This window comes from Hyphomicrobium sp. MC1 (assembly GCF_000253295.1).
In the GTDB taxonomy this organism is placed as follows: domain Bacteria; phylum Pseudomonadota; class Alphaproteobacteria; order Rhizobiales; family Hyphomicrobiaceae; genus Hyphomicrobium_B.
The window spans coordinates 3,701,206-3,718,154 of the sequence record NC_015717.1 but is presented as its reverse complement, the minus strand read 5'-3'; the positions used below and the strand labels follow the sequence as shown (position 1 = coordinate 3,718,154).

17 protein-coding genes are annotated in these 16,949 nt (G+C 61.0%); 5 read left to right on the top strand and 12 right to left on the bottom strand.

The window, feature by feature from the left end:
* Positions 1–3: 3 nt before the first annotated feature.
* The 7 genes from HYPMC_RS17935 to HYPMC_RS17900 all read right to left on the bottom strand — a co-directional run bounded on the left by HYPMC_RS17935 (position 4) and on the right by HYPMC_RS17900 (position 6,101).
* Positions 4–888 (bottom strand): HAMP domain-containing sensor histidine kinase, encoded by an 885-nt coding sequence (locus tag HYPMC_RS17935; protein ID WP_013949483.1) that lies wholly within the window; start codon positions 886–888, stop codon positions 4–6.
* 164 nt (positions 889–1,052) lie between these two features.
* Positions 1,053–1,772 (bottom strand): energy transducer TonB, encoded by a 720-nt coding sequence (locus HYPMC_RS17930; protein ID WP_013949482.1) that lies wholly within the window; start codon positions 1,770–1,772, stop codon positions 1,053–1,055.
* An 18-nt stretch (positions 1,773–1,790) separates the two neighbouring features.
* Positions 1,791–2,276 carry a biopolymer transporter ExbD gene (locus HYPMC_RS17925; RefSeq protein WP_013949481.1) on the bottom strand — a complete coding sequence of 162 codons (486 nt, stop codon included), beginning with the start codon at positions 2,274–2,276 and terminating at the stop codon, positions 1,791–1,793.
* Positions 2,276–2,959, bottom strand: coding sequence for a MotA/TolQ/ExbB proton channel family protein (locus tag HYPMC_RS17920; RefSeq protein ID WP_013949480.1), 684 nt, complete (start codon positions 2,957–2,959; stop codon positions 2,276–2,278). Before HYPMC_RS17920 ends, HYPMC_RS17925 begins: the two co-directional genes overlap by 1 nt.
* Before the next feature lie 4 nt (positions 2,960–2,963).
* Positions 2,964–3,452 carry a hypothetical protein gene (locus HYPMC_RS17915; RefSeq protein WP_013949479.1) on the bottom strand — a complete coding sequence of 163 codons (489 nt, stop codon included), beginning with the start codon at positions 3,450–3,452 and terminating at the stop codon, positions 2,964–2,966.
* Positions 3,453–3,779: 327 nt separating this feature from the next.
* Positions 3,780–5,399: a tyrosine-protein kinase domain-containing protein gene (locus HYPMC_RS17905; RefSeq protein WP_013949477.1), complete on the bottom strand. Its 1,620-nt coding sequence runs from the start codon at positions 5,397–5,399 to the stop codon at positions 3,780–3,782.
* A 324-nt stretch (positions 5,400–5,723) separates the two neighbouring features.
* Positions 5,724–6,101, bottom strand: coding sequence for a hypothetical protein (locus HYPMC_RS17900; RefSeq protein WP_024276394.1), 378 nt, complete (start codon positions 6,099–6,101; stop codon positions 5,724–5,726).
* A 191-nt stretch (positions 6,102–6,292) separates the two neighbouring features.
* Here HYPMC_RS17900 and HYPMC_RS17895 point away from each other — a divergent pair, with 191 nt between their 5' ends.
* The gene (locus HYPMC_RS17895; RefSeq protein WP_013949475.1) at positions 6,293–7,261 is read left to right on the top strand and encodes a D-glycerate dehydrogenase; all 969 of its coding nucleotides are present in this window, start codon (positions 6,293–6,295) and stop codon (positions 7,259–7,261) included.
* A 225-nt stretch (positions 7,262–7,486) separates the two neighbouring features.
* On the opposite strand, the gene HYPMC_RS17890 is transcribed toward HYPMC_RS17895, so the two are convergent.
* Positions 7,487–8,836 (bottom strand): amidase, encoded by a 1,350-nt coding sequence (locus HYPMC_RS17890; RefSeq protein WP_013949474.1) that lies wholly within the window; start codon positions 8,834–8,836, stop codon positions 7,487–7,489.
* Between the two features lie 241 nt (positions 8,837–9,077).
* Between HYPMC_RS17890 and HYPMC_RS17885 the strand changes: the two genes are divergently transcribed.
* On the top strand, positions 9,078–10,289 hold the full coding sequence (locus HYPMC_RS17885) for an alanine--glyoxylate aminotransferase family protein (protein ID WP_013949473.1): 1,212 nt from the start codon (positions 9,078–9,080) through the stop codon (positions 10,287–10,289).
* A 184-nt stretch (positions 10,290–10,473) separates the two neighbouring features.
* On the opposite strand, the gene HYPMC_RS17880 is transcribed toward HYPMC_RS17885, so the two are convergent.
* Genes HYPMC_RS17880 through HYPMC_RS23855 form a run of 3 tightly spaced genes read right to left on the bottom strand, consistent with a single transcriptional unit; the run spans position 10,474 to position 13,803 of the window.
* Positions 10,474–12,525 carry a cisplatin damage response ATP-dependent DNA ligase gene (locus HYPMC_RS17880; RefSeq protein WP_013949471.1) on the bottom strand — a complete coding sequence of 684 codons (2,052 nt, stop codon included), beginning with the start codon at positions 12,523–12,525 and terminating at the stop codon, positions 10,474–10,476.
* A gap of 2 nt (positions 12,526–12,527) precedes the next feature.
* Complete coding sequence (locus tag HYPMC_RS17875; protein WP_013949470.1) at positions 12,528–13,547, bottom strand: ligase-associated DNA damage response exonuclease; 1,020 nt, start codon at positions 13,545–13,547, stop codon at positions 12,528–12,530.
* Positions 13,548–13,596: 49 nt separating this feature from the next.
* A complete protein-coding gene (locus HYPMC_RS23855; protein WP_024276392.1) occupies positions 13,597–13,803 on the bottom strand; it encodes a YdcH family protein in 207 nt (68 codons plus the stop codon).
* A gap of 257 nt (positions 13,804–14,060) precedes the next feature.
* Between HYPMC_RS23855 and HYPMC_RS23850 the strand changes: the two genes are divergently transcribed.
* The 3 genes from HYPMC_RS23850 (at position 14,061) to HYPMC_RS24790 (ending at position 15,758) form a co-directional block, all read left to right on the top strand.
* A complete protein-coding gene (locus HYPMC_RS23850; protein WP_013949468.1) occupies positions 14,061–14,237 on the top strand; it encodes a YdcH family protein in 177 nt (58 codons plus the stop codon).
* A gap of 257 nt (positions 14,238–14,494) precedes the next feature.
* Positions 14,495–14,851 (top strand): helix-turn-helix transcriptional regulator, encoded by a 357-nt coding sequence (locus tag HYPMC_RS17865; protein WP_013949467.1) that lies wholly within the window; start codon positions 14,495–14,497, stop codon positions 14,849–14,851.
* Positions 14,829–15,758 (top strand): SRPBCC domain-containing protein, encoded by a 930-nt coding sequence (locus HYPMC_RS24790; RefSeq protein WP_013949466.1) that lies wholly within the window; start codon positions 14,829–14,831, stop codon positions 15,756–15,758. Before HYPMC_RS17865 ends, HYPMC_RS24790 begins: the two co-directional genes overlap by 23 nt.
* 68 nt (positions 15,759–15,826) lie before the next feature.
* Here HYPMC_RS24790 and HYPMC_RS17850 read toward each other — a convergent pair whose 3' ends face one another.
* On the bottom strand, positions 15,827–16,813 hold the full coding sequence (locus HYPMC_RS17850) for a catalase family peroxidase (RefSeq protein WP_013949465.1): 987 nt from the start codon (positions 16,811–16,813) through the stop codon (positions 15,827–15,829).
* Positions 16,814–16,949: the final 136 nt, after the last annotated feature.

Below are 16,949 nucleotides of genomic sequence, written 5' to 3'. Positions count from 1 at the left end.
AGGTCAGGGGGACGAAGCAGCGCTGAAAGTCGATTGCGACGAAACTACGGGGCTGACGCTGTCGCTCGCCGGGAATGCCATGACGACATCGGTTCCCGAGCCCTTCTTCGACCTGATCTCGATGACGCCGCCGTGCAGCTCGACGAGAGCCTTGGCGATCGGCAGACCGAGGCCGACGCCTTCGCGCCAGCGCGAGCGGCCACTATCGACCTGCCCGAATGGCGTCATCGCGATATCGATTTCTTCGGCCGTCATGCCCAGCCCGCTGTCGCGGATGGCGATGATCGTGCCGCCGCTCACGCTGCGATGGGCGATCACCTCGACGATGCCGGTCGCCTGCGTGAACTTCAGCGCGTTTGAAATGATATTCATGAAGATCTGCCGCAGCTTTGTCGCGTCGCCGCGAATGGCCGGCAGATCGGCGGAGATATCCGAGCGAAGGTCGACATGCGCCTCGCTCGCCATCATTTGATAGGCGTTGACGCAGCCCGAGAGAATGCTCCCGACGTCGATCTCTTGCGCCTCGAGCGTGTACTTGCCGCTCTGCATCTTAGAGATGTCGAGTATGTCGTTGATGACCGAGAGCAGGTGCTCGGCCGCGTCATGAATGAGGTTCGCGTAATCGACGATGTCTTTGTCGGCGAGCTTGCGCTCATCGTGCTGCGACAGCAGCTTCGAAAAGCCGATGACCGTATTGAGCGGCGTCCTGAGCTCGTGGCTCATGTTCGCGATGAATTCGGATTTGATCTTGCTGGCAAGTTCGGCCTGGATGCGGGCCGACTGTTCTGCGGCACGGGCACGATGGCGCAGAACCGCGTCGCTCAAGAGCGAGGCGTACTCGTCCATCAACGAGTTGGATTTGACCTGTCCAACCGACCCAAACATCATCGACTGAGCTCAACGCGATTACAATTGCTCGGCTCAACTTATCGGCGACTGCCTAACTCAAGGTTAATCACAGTCCTCAGCGCGCAGGCGCGCGAACGAAATCATAAAGATTGCGTAAAATTGTAGACGTCGCACAGGCGGGGGTTAGAGAACGCCGGCCGGCGTTACCGCATGATGAATTTGAACGGCTGCGTGAAGGCAAGCGGCTTGACGCTGACATCCGGCGGGATCGGCGGGAACGGCGCAGCGCGATCGAGCGCGTCGGTCGCCGCGTCGTCAAGCTGCTTGAAGCCGGAGCTTGTCGCGATCTCCTTCGACAGGATGTGGCCATCGACGCCGATCGTGTAGCGGAGCACCACCGTTCCCGATGCGGGAACGCGCGGGTTGCGCTTCGCCTTTTGAACGCGGTCGTTGATTTGGCTCATGTAGCGTCCGAACGCCTTGGCGTTGCCGCCGGACGCTTGCCCGGCGCTGCGGACTTCAAGAACGGCGATCTGGGCCGGTTGCGTGATCGTCTGAACCACTTCCGGCGGCGGAGGCGGAGTATCGGGCGGCGGTGGCGGTTCTTCCGTCTTGACGACTTGCTGCTCGACCGTGCCCTCGGGCGACGAGATGACGTCGCGCAGCTCGTCCGGCTTCTTTTCTTCCGGTGGCGGCGGCGGAGCAGCCTGCATCGCGGCGATTTCGGGGATTTCGCGCGTCTCCGAGGAATCGCCCTTCGTAATGCCCTCGTTCGACTCGGCGCCCTGGACCAGCATCACGTCCATGCCCTTGCCCATGTCCATGGCAGGCGCACTGGTATCCATGAGATGGGGAAGCATAGCGTAGCCGACCGCCCCGTGAATGATCAGGGCAAAGAGTATGGCGGCAATTCGCAAATACATCCCGGGCGGCTCTCGTCGTCAGTTGTTGGCCGTGGCCCCCGATGGGGGGGCACCCGATGCGGCGGACGACGACGATGGCGCCGGTTGAGACAGCAGCGACACTCGGGCGTAGCCCGAATCACCGACGCGTCCCAAAAGCTCCATCACGTCGCCGTAGGGAATCTTCCGGTCGGCGCGAACGTAGACGACCGCGTCGCCTTCCTGAGCCTTGATTTGCTCAAGCCGCGGCACGAGCGTATCGCGCATCACTTCTTCGTCGCGAATGTAGAGCTTGCCGTCCGGCGCCAGCGAAACGACCATCGGCTTTTTTTGTGCACCGATCTTGGAAGCGGTCGTTTTCGGCAGTTCGAGCGGCACGCCCTGAACCATCAGCGGTGCGGCGACCATAAAGATGATCAGCAGCACGAGCATGACGTCGACGAACGGCGTGACGTTGATTTCGGCGAGAGGCTTATAGCCTCCGTCGTCATCACCCCCCGAACCATTGCCAACAGCCATTCCCATCAGTTCGCGCCCTCCAGGCCGCGCCGGGACATGGTCCGCGCGATACCGACGATCGCCGGCATGACCCGATCGGACGCACGTCCTAGCGCGACTGTGATCTGGTTATAAAAAATGACCGCCGGAATGGCCGCAGCAAGGCCGACCGCGGTGGCAAATAGCGCCTCGGCGATACCCGGCGCCACGACTGCAAGGCTCGTGTCTTTCTGCTGTGCGATCGCCGTGAACGAATTCATGATGCCCCAAACGGTTCCGAAGAGACCGATGAAGGGTGCAGCCGAGCCGATCGTCGCCAGAAATGGCAGCCCTTGCTCGATGCTCTTGAGCTTGCGTTTGACGGCAGCGCGCATGGCGACTTCGAGACGGTCGCGCACTTCGCCGGTCGAAGCATCGTTGCCGGCTTCGCTCCATTCGGTGCGTGCCGCTTCGCCAACCGCACCGATCAGGCTTGACGCCCGCGCTTCCGGCAATTTAGCGGTCACGCCGCTCTTTTCGAGCTTGGTGATCTCGCGGTTGACCATCCACACGCGAATGAGCTTCTCGAACGCCATGGCCCAGCAGATGACCGAGGCGGCCAGCAGGCCCAGGATAATGCATTTCACGACGATATCGGCGTGATGAAACAGCCCCATGATCGATAGATCTTTGGCGGCGATTTCCGCTGACATCACATATAAGGGGTTCATCGCGTCACTTCGAAAGTTGAACTTTTGTCAGGGAAGTCGTCTTGAGCTGATCGAGACAGCCGGAAACCGGTCCTGACTCGGCCTTGCATTCCATGACGTCGTTGATCAGAAACGATCCGATCTTGTCGCACTGAATCCCGTCGATCTCGAACAGCTTGACGGATTTCTTCTTCGCCCTGAGCGGCGCCAGATCGATCGAAAAGCGCTTGCCGATCACACCGTCGGTCTGAAACAGAACGAGGTCGATCTTGTACGACTTGTACGTTGTCTCAGCAGGGTTATCGACCACGATATAGGCACGGCAGCCCTTCGAGGAAGCTTCGAGCTTATTCAATTCTACGTGGACACCGGCGCTCGGCGCTGCGGGAGCTTCTTCCGCATGCGCCGTCGAAGCGGGATCGGCATTGGGATCGGCATTTGCTAGTGTCGCCCACAGACATGCGGGAAGAACAAGCAGGCAGGAAAGCGAGAAACGCTTCAGGGTTCTGATCACGCTAAGGTTTCCATTGCGTTTAAATTGAAATTCCCCAAACGCGTGTAGCCACTTTGGCCCGTTGTTGCCAGTGTGAAATTCGTAAGGCTGGCCAGTTCCATCGCCGCGATGAGTTTTCGATTTAGAACAATTTTCAGATGCGGTAACGGCCTAAGCGAAGCGCGATTTTTGTCGTCGCGGCGCACCAAGAATTTTTCCCGAATTAACGCAGGAAAAGCTCCCGCAGGCGATTTGAGCTGTCATGTGCGCGCCGTCCCGTTGCGTTGGAACTTTGCGATTTGAAAGCGAGCATGATCGCCAGCGCTTCGCGCACGACGTCGGGCGATTTCAAGCGGCGTGGTCGATGGCAGGCAGCCGAGCCGCGCGGCGGATCTCGTTGAACATGGCAGAGAAGGTCATGAAGCCGGCGTCGCGGTCATCCGAAATATCGGCGAGCACCGCCCCCGCGATCTTGCGCTGGTTCGCTTCGAGCAGCGCCACGGCCTTCTTGGCGAGCGCGCGGGGCGTCCGGTGCCAAGCCGTGAGAAACACGATCTGATCGGCGAGATCGGCCAGAATTTGCGCGTCGTCCGCTTCGAGCAACGGCGGCGCCGAGATGATGATCGTCGGGAAGCGTGCCTTGAGGTGCTGGAATGCCGCCGTGAACGCCACCGAACGAAGTGCGGACGGCATCGCCAGCGGGATCGGTGCCGAGCCGCACGACGGCAGGAAATGCAGTCCCGTCAGGTTGTCGCGCAGAATGACGTTCTCGACCGGCGCATGCGACGCGATTTGATCGAGCAGCCCCGGCGGCGCATGCGGGGTCAGCTCGCGACTGAGAACCTTGGCGTGAAAATCGCAATCGACCAGCAGCGTCTTTTGTCCGTCGACCGCCAGATGATGCGCGATGTTCGATGCGAATGGCTCCGCGCCTTCACCCGTCAGCGCCGAAACCGTGAGGATAACGCGTGGACCGTCACCATTGGCGCGCGCCTTGAGCGCGTCGCACGCCGCACGAACGGCTTCCGCATAACGGCATCCGGGCTCAGCAATGATCAATCGCGCCCGCCGCATCGCATTCGTGGCTTCATCGTCGTGCGTCACCGCGGGAAGCGAAGTCATATGCGGACAAGCCAGCATCTGTTCGACCTTGCGGGTACGCAGTCGCGTATCGCGTTCGAGCAGAACGGCAAGCATCAGCATGAGCAGAAGCGTTGACATCGCCACCGTCTCAGCGATGCGGACGCGTTTCGGCCCCGCTGGCACATCAGGTATTTTTGCGGCCTCAACGATCCGCGAGCCCGTCAGCGTCCGCGTCAGTCCATAGCGATCGAGAAGGGAGGCAAAAACCTTCTCCGAAGCGGTCGGTTCGGCCGATCGTTTCTCTGCGCTGCTGTTCGCGGTTGCTTCAGAAAGCAGCTCGGCGATGTAGCGCGCCGCGACGGCATTGGCGATTTTCGCCGCCTTCGCCGCATCTTGCGATGAGATACCGATATTGATCAAAGACGAGTTGTGAACCCGTCGAACCGATAGCCGCGTTTCCAGTGCTTCGCGCGCTATGGCACGTGGATCGGAGTTATCGAGCGGCGACATCAGCCGCGAAAGCCAGGACCGCGATTGGAATTCCGGATCGGCCGTCAGATCCATCGCCGTCACCACGTTATCGAGCAACGCAGGCGAGGTCATTCTCTCGACCTGTTTCTCGACCTCGCGGCGCTCAAGTTCGAATGCCGCCGGTGGAGGGGTTTTCGGCTCATCAGCCGATGGCATCGCCTGTCCAGGATCAACCTGGATCAAAACGAATGCCGCATAACGGTCCGGGACGAACGCCACGACGGCCCAGGCGATCAATCCCATCACCACCGGGAAAAGCGCCACGGCCTTTGCCCGCTTGATGACCGCCACCTTGGCATCCGCAAGGGCGGACCGAAAGCGATGATGGTCGGCGCGTGCGCTGTGTTCGGCCATGGCCTCAGTTCATTTCCCCGCAGCGCCGGCGCACCCCATCGCCGAAACGCTCTCGTGATCGGCGAAGCCGACTCACTTCGTCATTGTCACGATCAAAGATGAACAGGATGTTGTTGGTTAAAGGGTGCACCGTGTATCTGCATTCCAAAAGCCGCCGAGAGTGCGTTTCATCCACCGCCATCCCGCCGCAGGCGGCGATGAAAACGAGCAGATGTGGTCCCCCGAACGCCGTGGCCGCGGAGGCGGGCAATTCCCGACAGCGATCAGAAAGTCGGGCGTTCGAACTTTTCGAGATGTGCGAAAGCGTCGAGATCGCCGGTCTGCTCAGCGCACCGCTAGCGAAAGCGTCGCACTGCCCTGGCGAACGTCGTAGGCACACCGCGCCGCGCCGCCCGTCGAACTCAGGATCAACTGCGGATCGCGAAAACGCTGGTCCCACCGTGGGTTCTGCGTATCCCAGATCGCGACGTCGATGTCCGGATTGCCGATGACGGCTTCGGCCTTCGATGCCGTACCCCACGCAGAAACGCCGTCCTCGCGCGCATCCGTGCCCCGCTTCAGCGCCATCCGGCGGCAAATCTCGATGGCATGGTCGCGATAGGCATCCACCACGGCATCGCTCATGGCGACGCGATAGGTATGGTCCTGGAACCAGACCTTGCCGACTGCCAGCAGGATCAAACCGAACAAGACCGTACGCATGACAACGCCCTGGACGCGAAAACCTAAATTTCCCTCGCCGCCGATCATGCCCCCATTATGGTGAAAAAAGCGTTGTCCAGCGGCAGGTTGCGGTGCAGCGGAGCGACTTGCCGGACTTGTCAGTTGCGCTTTGGTCGGGCACAAGCGTGCCGGCGAAAAACATCCGAATGTCCGGGAGGACCCCTCACGTCATGTCCAAGAAGAAGATCCTGATTACGTGGCCTCTGCCCGAAGCTGCCATGGCCCGCGCTCGCGAGACCTACGATGTCATCGCCCACGGAGATAATCCGAAGATCACTGTCGACGAGATGCTCGAGACGGCGAAATCGGTCGACGCCATCCTTCTCACCCTCAATGAGAAGTGCCCCGCTGCGGTGATCGAAAAGATCCCCGAGAACATCAAGTGCATCTCGACGTTCTCGATCGGCTTCGACCACATCGATCTCGAAGCCTGCAAGAAGCGCGGCATCAAAGTCGGCAACGCCCCGCACGGCGTGACGGTCGCCACCGCCGAAATCGCGATGCTGCTGCTTCTGGGCTCGGCGCGCCGCGCTTCCGAAGGCGAAAAGATGATCCGCACGCGGTCGTGGCCGGGCTGGCAGCCGCTGCAACTCGTCGGCCAGCGCCTCGACAACAAGAAGCTCGGCATCTACGGCTTCGGCAAAATCGGCCAGGCCCTCGCGCAGCGCGCCCGCGGCTTCGACATGGAAATCCATTACTACGACATCTACCGCGCGAAGCCCGAGGTGGAAGCGAAGTACAACGCCACCTACCACGACAGCCTCGACAGCCTCTTGAAGATCTCGCAGTTCTTCTCGATCAACGCGCCGTCGACGCCGGAAACGCGCGGCTTCTTCAACAAGGCGACCATCGAGAAGCTGCCCCAGGGCGCCATCGTCGTGAACACAGCGCGCGGCGATCTCGTCAACGACGAAGACACGATTGCGGCACTGAAGTCAGGTCGCTTGGCATACGCCGGCCTCGACGTTTTCGCCGGTGAGCCGAAGATCAACGAAGGCTATTACGACCTGCCGAACACGTTCCTGTTCCCGCATCTGGGCTCGGCGGCGATCGAAGCACGCAACCAGATGGGCTTCGAAGCGCTCGATAACATCGATGCGTTCTTCGCCGGCAAGGACATGCCGTTCAAGCTCGCTTGAGCCTGCACGCTCGCAAATGTTTTTACGAAATGGCCGGGCTACCCCGGCCATTTTTGTTCTGCATCATGCTGGCGATTCCGTTGCCTCCATCTCCGTCATGCCGACGGAGGTCGGCACCCAGACAACGATCAACATACGCGGTGTATCGGGTTGGCTGGATCCCGGCCTGCACCGAGATGACGACAGAGGACGAAACCGGCGCGGCAATTTTCGCGAGCAGTTCGCCTACGTTCTCCGCCCGCGCTCTTTCATCATCCACGACGCAACGCCGAGCAGGCGTCCGCTGTCCCCGCGCGCGCCGACGAGTTGCACGCCAAGAGGCATCGCATCGACGGTCAGCAGCGGTAGCGAGATGCACGGCAGCTTGAGATAGGTCCACAGGCCGTTGAACATTGGGCTGCCCGTGCTCTGCAGTCCTGCCGGCGCGATGCCGGGGGCTGCAGGTGTCAGGATGGCGTCGTTGTGGACGAAGATCGGTCGCAGCGCCTCGCACAGAGTTTCCTGCTTGCTGCGCGCGTCGTCGTAGCTTGTCGCAGAGAACGACCGTCCCTCGGCGATCACTTCCTTGAGCTTCCCTGACACGCGGTCAGGATGCGCATCGGCGATCGGCCCGTAGTTGCGCGCGATATCCGAGAACTGCACGATCTGCTGCAAGCGGATGATGTGATCGAAGCCCGCAGGCAATTCCGTTTCGGTGACCTCGATATCTCGGAAAGTCGACGCGAACAATTCGATCGCCGCACGCATCTTGTCGTCGCCCTGCGCCCAAACCGGCGACTTGATGAACGCCAGCCGTCGCGGCGCCCGCGATTTCGCGTTTTGCATCGCCGACATCAACTGCGGATCATGGCCGATCATATCGCGGTCAACCGTATCGAAACCGCTGATGCAGTCGATCAGCAGCGCCAAGTCGTCGATCGAGCGCGCATAGCCGCCGATCGTGTCGAGCGGCGGCGACTGTTCGAGAACGCCGGTGCGCGACACGTATCCGAACGTTGGTTTGTAGCCGATGACGCCGCAATAGGATGCGGGCCTGATGATCGACCCAGCCGTCTGCGTGCCGAGCGCAATCGGCACCTGAAAGTCGGCAACGGCAGCGGCCGATCCGGACGACGAGCCGCCCGGCGTTCGTTCGAAATCGAGCGGATTGCGCGTTTTGCCCGGACCGAAGAACGCGAATTCCGTCGTCACCGTCTTGCCGAGAATAATCGCCCCCGCAGCCTTCAGTTCGGAGACGACGAAAGCATCCTCAGTCGGCTGACGGCCTGCGAAAATCTCAGAGCCAAGCTCTGTCGGGAAGTCCTTGGTGTCGATGATGTCCTTGACGCCGACCGGGATGCCTTCCAGCGCCCCCAACGGCTCGCCGCGCGCCCGCCGTTGGTCGCTCGTACGGGCCGCCGCCAGCGCAGCGGCGCTATTGAGATGCGCCCACGCACCGATTTCCGGCTCGCGGTCGGCAATCCGCTTCAGACAAGCGCCGACAAGCTCTTCCGATGTCAGATCGCCTGCGGTGAGCGCTTTTTGCGCCTCGACCGCCGTCAGACGGACAAGACTGCCTGGTTCACTTGCATACATTTCAGTATTTCGCCCCATGTCCGGGTGACATGCGCCCACCAGCGCTTCGATGCAAGTGGCGCGCTTCCGACGTGCTTGTTATTACGGGAAAGAACCATTTTTTCCTGTTCAAACAGTCACCAGGACAAAATGCGCAGTACAGGCGCGAAAATCGGTCTTCGGGCCAATTGTATCCGGAACGGTTCGGTACTAGGACACCCGCGGAGACGAACAATAATAATACCCTTTGAGGACTACGCGAATGTCGACAAGCCACCGCCGCCCCGGCCGCCACTTTTTGCAGATTCCGGGCCCGACGCCCGTGCCGGAGCGGATTCTGGCCGCGATGGCGCGCCAGGTTCTCGATCACCGAGGCCTTGAGTTCGGTGAGCTTGGCCGTCGCGTGCTCGGTGGCATCAAGGGGCTGTTCAAGACCCAGGGCCATGTCATCATTTATCCCTCGTCCGGTTCGGGCGCCTGGGAAGCGGGTCTCAGCAACACGCTGTCGCCTGGCGACAAGGTGCTGATGTGCGAGACGGGGCAGTTCGCCGTGCTATGGGAAGCCATGGCGCGCCGGCTCGGTCTTGAAACGGAAGTCATCTCGACCGACTGGCGCATTGGCGCCGATGCCAACGCCATTGAGAAGAGGCTGCGCGAAGACACGAACAAGAAGATCAAAGCCGTCTGCGTGGTCCACAACGAAACCTCGACCGGATGTCTGACGCGCCTCGATGAAGTACGCAAGGCGATCGACGCCGCGGGCCACCCCGCGCTGCTGATGGCCGACGCGATCTCCTCGCTCGCCGCCGCCGACATCCGCCACGACGAGTGGGGCATCGACGTCACGGTGTCCGGTTCGCAGAAGGGTATGATGCTGCCGCCGGGCCTGTCGTTCACCGCGATCAGCGCCAAGGCCATTGAGGCGTCGAAAACCGCCCAGCTCAAGAAGTCCTATTTCGCATGGGACGACATGCTGTCGATGAATTCGACGGGCTACTTCCCGTACACGCCGGCGACGAGCCTGCTCTACGGCCTCGCCGAAGCGATCGACATGATCAACGAGGAAGGCCTGGAAAACGTCTTCGCGCGTCATCGCCGTTTGGCAGAGGCAACCCGTCGCGCCGTCCGCGCCTGGGGCTTTGAAATTCAGTGCCGCGACGCGAAGTATTATTCGCCCGCCGTCACGACGGTGCAAATGCCCGAAGGCCATAACGCCGATGCGTATCGCAAGATTGTGCTCGACAACTTCAACATGTCGCTCGGCACCGGTCTCAACAAGATCGCTGGCAAGGCGTTCCGCATCGCGCATCTCGGTGACACCAACGAGCTGACGGTGCTCGGCGCGCTGACCGGCGTCGAGATGGGCTTCGAGTTGGCCGGCGTGCCCCACAAGAAGGGTGGCGTTGCAGCGGCGATGAGCTACATCGCCGAGACGGCCAATCCTGCGGAAGCCGCTAAGGCGGCGGCAGAGTAAGCGCCCGGCGCTCGCAGCCATGAACAAATGTCATCCTCGGCTTCATGCCGAGGATGAAGCGATTTTATTGCCGTTATCCCGGCGCAGGCCGGGATCTAGTCAAGTCAGAGCACCACCTTTGCTGACACGTGTCTGGGTGCCGACCTCCGTCGGCATGACAGAGCGGATCGGGCCGCCCAAATACTTACGCGAGACGTGATTGCTCCGCAGTCGTTGCGGCCGTCGCGCCCCCGATCAACCGCAGAACACTTTCCAGAGTGTCGGCTTCGGCCGCGGGCTTGTCCCAGCGGATGCGGTGAATGCGTGGGAACCGCATCGCGACGCCTGACTTGTGCCGCGTCGACGGCTGCACGGCATCGAACGCCACTTCGAACACAAGCTCCGGCTCGACGGCGCGCACCGGCCCGAACGCCTCCGTTGTGTGCCCCCTGATCCATTTGTCGAGTTCGAGCAGTTCTTCGTCGGTAAATCCCGAATAGGCTTTGCCGACCGGAACGAGCTGCTTCTCGCCGTTGTCGTCGGTCTTCCAGACGCCGAACGTGTAATCGGAATAGTACGACGAACGTTTGCCCGAGCCGCGCTGCGCGTACATCAGCACGCAGTCGAGCGTTAGCGCCGCGCGCTTCCACTTGAACCATTCGCCTTTGACGCGGCCTGCCTGATAAACGCTCGCGCGCCGCTTCAGCATCAGGCCCTCGATGCCTTCCGCTCGCGCCGACGCCCACAACTCGCCCAGCTCTTCAAACGTCTTGAATGCAACGAGCGCCGAAATATCCGTCAGCCGCGGATGATGCTTCGCGTGCCACGCTTCGAGCCGTGCGCGCCGGTCTTCAAACGACAGCCCGCGCAAGTCTTCCGCTCCATCGAATAACAGATCGTAGAGCCGCACATGCGGCGGATACATCTGCATCATCTTCGCCGTCACGGTCTTGCGGTTGAGACGCTGCTGCAAGTCGTTGAACGGCGCGATCTCGCCCTCGCGCATGACGAGCAACTCGCCATCGACGACGCAATCGTGCCCATGAAAGGCGCTGCGAATTTCGGGAAACGCGCCAGAGATGTCATCGCCCTGGCGCGAGAACATTTTCACCTCGCCGCCACGCGCCGCGATCTGCACGCGAATGCCGTCCCACTTCCATTCCGCCGAAAAATCTTCCGGCGAAAGCCGCGGCCAATCTTCTTCCTCGATCGGATGCGCAAGCATGACCGGCCGGAAGACGGGCTTTGAGCCAGGATCGGGCCGCTCGGCTTTGCCGTCGAGCCATTGGAAGAGATCGAGATAGGGTGGCGTCAGCGCGTGCCAGATCTCTTCGATCTCTGAGACATCGCGACCGTAGCATTCCGCCAGCGCCGTCCGCGCCAGTCGTGCAGACACGCCGACGCGCGGAGCCCCGCCGATGAGTTTCAGGAGCGCCCAACGTCCAGTTGCATCGAGTTGATCGAGCAGATGGCCAAGCCGCTCGGTGCGCTGTGCCGTCGTCCCATCTGCCATCGCCTCGATGACCGCGCCAAGCGCAAGCTCCGGCGGCTCGCCTGAGTTATGTCCCGCTTCACCCCACCCCCGACCCCTCCCCGTCAAGGGGAGGGGAGAAGTGGGAACGCCCATCGTGGAGGGCAGGTGAGAGTTCCCGTTGTCACTCTCTCCTTCCTCCACGGGGAGAGGCCGAGGCGCGGAAACATTCGGCCACGGCTGCCCCTCACCCCAGCCCTCTTCCCGCACGCGGGGCGAGGGAGAAGTGAACGATTCCCCTCCCCCTTGCGGGGAGGGGCTAGGGGTGGGGGTCAAACGAGCGGTGGGGGTCAAACGAGCGGTGGGGGTCAAACGAGCGGTGGGGGTCAAACGAGCGGTGGGGGACTGACGAGCGGTGGGGGTGAGATCCAGAACAAGCTGCTTCGGCTTTTCCGGCACGTCATCTTGGGTTTCGGCAGCCTCCGCAACGTCCGGCGTCGCAACGACAACCCGATCGTCCGGCCAGAGCAGCGACACCGTCTCCGCCGTGTCGCCGACGTAGTCGCGCGATAGCCGATAAAGCACTGGATCGACGAAACGCGAGACGAGATCGCTCAACATGCGCCGCAGCGGAATGCGGATCGGCACGCCGTCCGTCAGCGCCGCGAGCGCCCAGCCGCGATCGGGATCAGGCGCCGTTCGAAAGTAATGGCCAAGCAGCGCGACTTTGCGATTGCGGCTCTGCGTATAGACAAGACTATCGAGCAGACGGGCGAATACGCGCATCGCTATTCCGCCTCCTCGCCGTATCCGACGAGCGCCAACGCGCGCGCTTTGCGTCCGATGGAGCCGAGATAATGCACCAGCGCGTCTTCGCGCCCGTGCGTCACCCAAATATCTTCCGCCTCCGTTTCGATGATCGTCTGGATCAACTCCGGCCAATCGACATGATCAGACACGACAAGCGGCAGCTCGACACCATGCTGACGCCCGCGTCCGCGCACGCGCATCCATCCGCTCGCGAACGCCATCACCGGATCGCCGAACCGGCGCGACCAGCGATCGCCAAGAGCGGACGGCGGGCACATCACGATGCCGCCGCGGATCGCTTTCGCGTCTGTCTCCGATACAAGTTGAAGGTCGCCGAGATCGATGCCGAGCTTCTGATAAAGCTCCGTCAGCGACGCGACCGCGCCGTGCAGATAGATCGGCTTGTCGTAGCCCTGATCGCGAACGACGCGGATCATGCGTTGGGTTTTGCCAAGGTTATAGGCGCCGACAAGATGCGTGCGGTCGGGCTCGGCTGCGAGCGATGCCAGCAGCTTCTGCGCTTCGTGCGCGGCCTTCTCATGCCGGAATACGGGCAGCGCGAACGTCGCTTCGGTCACGAACACATCGCAAGGGACGAGTTCGAACGGTGTACACGTAGGATCGCTGGAGCGTTTATAGTCACCCGAGATCACCGCCCGCCGCCCAGCCCATTCGATCACGACCTGCGCTGAGCCGAGAATGTGACCAGCCGGGGCAAGGCGCACGCGGACGCCGTTGATCGAGATTGTCTCGCCAAGCGCCAAAGCCTGGAACGAGCCGGCGCAATCCTCGCCGTAGCGCACCTTCATGATGGCAATGGTTTCAGCCGTCGCCAGAACGGCGCGATGCCCGGAGCGCGCGTGATCGCTATGGCCGTGCGTAATGATGGCGCGATCGACCGCCCGGCCGGGGTCGATATAAAAATCGCCAGGTTCGCAATAAATTCCGGATCCGACCGGATAAAGCCAAGTATCGACGGCAGGTGAGGGCGAGGTCATGAACTACTAAACGCGCGGAACTGCAAAGCAGCCTAGCGTGAAACGTCGTTCACGCAATAATATCGGGAAGGAGCTTATCCTCGATCTGGGTTATCCGATCTTTCAGGACGAGCTTCTTCTTTTTCAGCCGCTTGATAAGAAGTTGGTCAGCCGAAGGGTTACCTTCAAGGGCAGCGATTTCGGCGTCGAGCTCGCGATGCTCGGCGCGCAACGTGACCAACTGTTCCCTGAGCTCGCGTTCGTCGCGTCGCTCCATGCCTATTCCCTGTCGCTACCCGGATCGACTGTCCGTCGCTTTTGGGCGATTGCCTCACGTCTGGCAAGCCTTCCAAAGCGCGAACCTGGGCGACCTTTCTAATCGTCTGAATTTATTTTACGAATCACTAATAGCCGCAGCTATGACGGCAACCGTAACAAAAATCAAACATCCAAGCTCAGACCTAAGACGCGTTGGACAACGTGAGAAACGTGTGGCACGATTTCAACGTCGGCAATCTCCATAGGAGGCAACTGATGACGATCACGGCTCATCTCGCGGAACTCGCAGAGAAGCACCGGGCACTCGAACAAAAAATCAATCAGGTAGCAGTCAGCCCAGGTTCGGACGACATCGAAGTCCGCAGGTTGAAGCAAGAAAAGCTGAAACTCAAAGACGAAATCGAGCGGCTGCGTAGAGAGACGCGCCACTAGCTCAGGAACCAAAAATCGAATTCATGGTCTAAGCCCTGCCACCGGCGACAGCCGGGCGGGGCTTTTATATTTTTGCAGATATTTCCCGCTCAGCGCTGATCCAGCCTCTTTCATTCCTGTGCGAGCCTGGACCCATACAAGCTTGTTCGCAGCGCAATAGCAGCGCCGTCCTTGCAAGAGGGCGCAACGCGACGCTTGACGCTCGCATGCGCTCTCTGTATTTAGCCAAATGGTTATTTAACGAATTGGCTAAATAAATGCCCGACGACCGATTGAGCGAAACGTTTGCAGCCCTGGCCGATCCGACGCGGCGTGCGATTCTCGCGCGTCTTGCGCTCGGCGAGACATCCGTCACGGCTCTCGCCGAGCCATTCGACATAAGCCTCCCGGCCATCTCAAAACATTTGAAGGTGCTCGAGCGTGCGGGCCTCATCGTGCGTGGCCGCGAAGCGCAATGGCGTCCATGCCGTCTCGATCCGGCGCCATTGAAGGAGGTGGACGACTGGGTCGAGCATTACCGCAAATTCTGGGAGCAGAGCTTCGATCGGTTGGACGAGTATCTGCGCGTGTTGCAGGCGAAGGAGAAAAAGCGTGGCCCAAGGAAAACCAAGTAAGGCCGATGTCGCGGCCGAATCCGCGGCGCGGCTCGAAATCGTTCGGATATTCGCGGCGCCCCGCGCCCTTGTCTATGAGGCCTGGACGACGCCGGAGCATCTCGGACAGTGGTCCGCGCCCGAAGGCTTCACGATCCCCGAAGCCAGAGCGGATTTCCGCAAAGGCGGAGACTATTTCGCGCGTATGCGTTCGCCCGCCGGCGACGACCATTGCGTTCGAGGCAAGTACCTGGACATGGTCGAAGGCAAGCGCATCGTCATGACTCACGCGTGGCTCGATGGCGCTTGTCAGGCTGGTCCTGAGACGACCATCACCGTGACCTTTGATGACGTCGGCGACGGCAAGACCAAAATGACGTTCCTGCAGGAAGGCTTCACGTCAGCGCTCGCGCGCGACGGCCACGCTGAAGGCTGGACGAGCGCCTTCAATCTGCTCGCGATCCTTTTGGAAAAGCTGCGCGGCGGCCGAGAGTTCGTCATTTCACGTCTCGTGAATGCGCCGCGTGAGCTTGTTTTCGCGGCCTTCAAGGACCCCGCTCACATCGGGCATTGGTGGGGACCGAACGGTTTTAGAACGACGACCTACGAAATGGACTTCCGTCCCGGCGGACAGTGGCTCTTCACCATGCATGGACCGGACGGTACCGACTATCCCAATCGCGTCCGCTACACCGAGATCCGCGAGCCGGAGGTCATCGCCTACGATCACGACGCTGGCGAAGGTAGCGATGCCGCGTCTGCGTTCAAACAGACGATCACGTTCGAAGCAGAAGGCGGAAAGACCCGCGTCACGCTGCATCTCGTCATGGCAACGGCCGAGCATCGCGCCGCCATGGCGAAGTTCGGAGCTGTCGAAGGTGGCCACCAGACTCTTGCGCGGCTTGCCGCGTATATCGGGAAGGCCTAGCGAAGAGACGCTTCAACAAACAGAAATCATCCCCGGCATCAGCCGAGGATGATTTCCAATCTGGTCGATCACGGCGCCGCGCGGCGCGAGAACGAGACGGCGTAAGCCGCCGAACGCATCGGGAAGATCTTATCGTTCTCCGGCCCGTCGATGCCGTCGGTCACGTTGGTCGGATCGAAGATGCCAGCATCGCACGTCTTGTTGTCTTCAAAGCCGGTGATCGAGACTGTGCCGAGCGTCAGCGTTTTGCGCTTGTCTTCCGGCCACATGGCCGTCGGATCGTCGGTCGGATCGCCGGGCTCACCGAGAATTGCGATCAGCTTGAACTGCGCAGGGCCTTTGGCCAGCCGATCTTTCAACTCCGGACGATAGAAGTCGGGATCTTTCTTTTTCGCTTCCTCATCCGACAGGCCGACATCGCCCGCGACCGGAATGAGCTTGTACTTGAAGACCTGCTTCTTGCCTTCCGCGTTCGTTGCAGTGAAGGCATGAACGCCCCAGTAATCGACGGTCGCGAAGCTCGCCGGTACCGGTCGTGCGTTGAGCCATGCGACTTGCCGAGTCGAATTCGGGTTCTCCTTGAAGAATTCGCCGATCTTCGCCTTGTCCTTCGTCGCGACCGTTTGCAGCAGCTTCAGGAATTGATCCGGATCGCGCGCCACGAAAACGGGTGCCGAGATCGTCACGAGGTCGGTCGTTGTGTCCTGTCCGAGATCGAAATGGATCGCAAAGCCGCGTGCATTATCTTTCTGAGCGTCGGAAGCATCCGGGCTGCCGCCTGCCATCGAAAAACGGGCGATGACCCCGACCGGCGTCTTCGAATTGAAGTGCTGAGCTTTCGTTAGCGTGGCAGCTGCAGGGTCCGCAACGAAGTTGCCTTTGACGCAGAAGCCATGCGGATGCGCCGCACGCAGACCTTTGTGAGCGCCGAAGACGGCGTTGAGTGCGTTGACGAGGCTTTCGGCATCGGCTTCTTCCGCGTATGCGCGGGAGATTGGGGCAATCGCAAGCGCAGTGACAAGCGTGGCGGCAGCTACACGCCGTTTGAAATTCATGGAAGCTCTCCATTGCAGGTTTGCAGAAAGAGAGCGGAAATCCCGCCGAACGACACCGCTCTCCTAACGCCGTCATTGATAGAGAACAATTATTGCGGGGAAAGCACTGTGTACGCGGCCCTTAGCCACGTAAAGC

What these genes read in the sequence shown, in the direction of transcription:
- HYPMC_RS17935 (WP_013949483.1), bottom strand. Translation starts at nt 888, where the DNA reads ATGATGTTTGGGTCGGTTGGACAGGTCAAATCCAACTCGTTGATGGAC.
- HYPMC_RS17930 (WP_013949482.1), bottom strand. Translation starts at nt 1,772, where the DNA reads ATGTATTTGCGAATTGCCGCCATACTCTTTGCCCTGATCATTCACGGG.
- HYPMC_RS17925 (WP_013949481.1), bottom strand. Translation starts at nt 2,276, where the DNA reads ATGGGAATGGCTGTTGGCAATGGTTCGGGGGGTGATGACGACGGAGGC.
- HYPMC_RS17920 (WP_013949480.1), bottom strand. Translation starts at nt 2,959, where the DNA reads ATGAACCCCTTATATGTGATGTCAGCGGAAATCGCCGCCAAAGATCTA.
- HYPMC_RS17905 (WP_013949477.1), bottom strand. Translation starts at nt 5,399, where the DNA reads ATGGCCGAACACAGCGCACGCGCCGACCATCATCGCTTTCGGTCCGCC.
- HYPMC_RS17900 (WP_024276394.1), bottom strand. Translation starts at nt 6,101, where the DNA reads ATGCGTACGGTCTTGTTCGGTTTGATCCTGCTGGCAGTCGGCAAGGTC.
- HYPMC_RS17895 (WP_013949475.1), top strand. Translation starts at nt 6,293, where the DNA reads ATGTCCAAGAAGAAGATCCTGATTACGTGGCCTCTGCCCGAAGCTGCC.
- HYPMC_RS17890 (WP_013949474.1), bottom strand. Translation starts at nt 8,836, where the DNA reads ATGTATGCAAGTGAACCAGGCAGTCTTGTCCGTCTGACGGCGGTCGAG.
- HYPMC_RS17885 (WP_013949473.1), top strand. Translation starts at nt 9,078, where the DNA reads ATGTCGACAAGCCACCGCCGCCCCGGCCGCCACTTTTTGCAGATTCCG.
- HYPMC_RS17880 (WP_013949471.1), bottom strand. Translation starts at nt 12,525, where the DNA reads ATGCGCGTATTCGCCCGTCTGCTCGATAGTCTTGTCTATACGCAGAGC.
- HYPMC_RS17875 (WP_013949470.1), bottom strand. Translation starts at nt 13,547, where the DNA reads ATGACCTCGCCCTCACCTGCCGTCGATACTTGGCTTTATCCGGTCGGA.
- HYPMC_RS23855 (WP_024276392.1), bottom strand. Translation starts at nt 13,803, where the DNA reads ATGGAGCGACGCGACGAACGCGAGCTCAGGGAACAGTTGGTCACGTTG.
- HYPMC_RS23850 (WP_013949468.1), top strand. Translation starts at nt 14,061, where the DNA reads ATGACGATCACGGCTCATCTCGCGGAACTCGCAGAGAAGCACCGGGCA.
- HYPMC_RS17865 (WP_013949467.1), top strand. Translation starts at nt 14,495, where the DNA reads ATGCCCGACGACCGATTGAGCGAAACGTTTGCAGCCCTGGCCGATCCG.
- HYPMC_RS17850 (WP_013949465.1), bottom strand. Translation starts at nt 16,813, where the DNA reads ATGAATTTCAAACGGCGTGTAGCTGCCGCCACGCTTGTCACTGCGCTT.